Source organism: Oleiphilus sp. HI0128 (assembly GCF_001635365.1).
Genome location: NZ_LWGG01000227.1, coordinates 1 through 929 on the forward strand (window position 1 = coordinate 1; position 929 = coordinate 929).

The window sequence follows — 929 nt, forward strand, 5'->3', positions numbered from 1 at the left end:
ACACTAAGCACATAATAAATTAACAGACTCCAGACTTACAGCCTGAATACCGTTCTCACGACAATTCAGAGATTTGAACATGAGATTGTCTATGAAGACAGGAAACGCTGATAGGATTCACCAAATCCACGCCAGCCCTGTAGCCCGCCAGTATGAACAGCTAATACTCGCGCTCCCGCCTGGATTCTTCCTTGATGAATATACTCCGCCAGCCCATACATCATCTTTCCTGTATAAACAGGGTCTAGAACCAAACCATGCTCATCATAAACATCAGAAATAAATTCCGTCAGACGACTATTGATTTTGGCAAAGCCACCGAAATGATAGTGATGACATATTCTCCAAGGGTTAACCCTACTGGCACCTGATAACTGCCGCTCTACGCGATGCTCCAGGTCGTGAGCATTTTTTAGTGCAGAAAATCCAACACACTGGGCTCGACCAATATTTGCCTGAGCAATCCCTGCCAAGGTTGCGCCTGAGCCCACAGCACAAGCTATCAAGTCATAGTTAAGTTGCCCCGCATGATGCAAGGTATTAAATAAACTTTCGATTCCTAGCGTGCCTTGTCTACCTGCACCACCTTCAGGAACAACCCAGGCTTCGGGCATTGCCTCTTTATACATATCAGGTGTAGTGTTAGAAGCAGTGTGACGATACGTTTCACGATCAAGCCATTGAATCTTCATCCCCCACTTTTCGCAATCCTGCAGAGTAGATGTCAAATCGCCGTGTGGTTCACCTCGAACAATACCGACAGAGTCCAGATTCAATTGATTTGCGGCATAAGCCAAGGCATGCAAATGATTTGAGTGGGCACCACCAAAACTTACAATTTGTGATTTGCCCGCCGCGACAGCCGCTAGTAAATGATGCTTTAGCTTGTACCATTTGTTCCCCGATATAAAAGGATGTACTTTATCGAG

Annotated in this window: 1 protein-coding gene; it reads right to left on the reverse strand. The window is 45.6% G+C overall.

What is annotated here, in order from left to right; genetic code table 11:
- Positions 1 to 89 precede the first annotated feature (89 nt).
- Positions 90 to 929, reverse strand: an 840-nt coding sequence (locus tag A3763_RS03080) for a 1-aminocyclopropane-1-carboxylate deaminase/D-cysteine desulfhydrase (RefSeq protein ID WP_068759873.1), incomplete at its 5' end; no start/stop codon positions are given.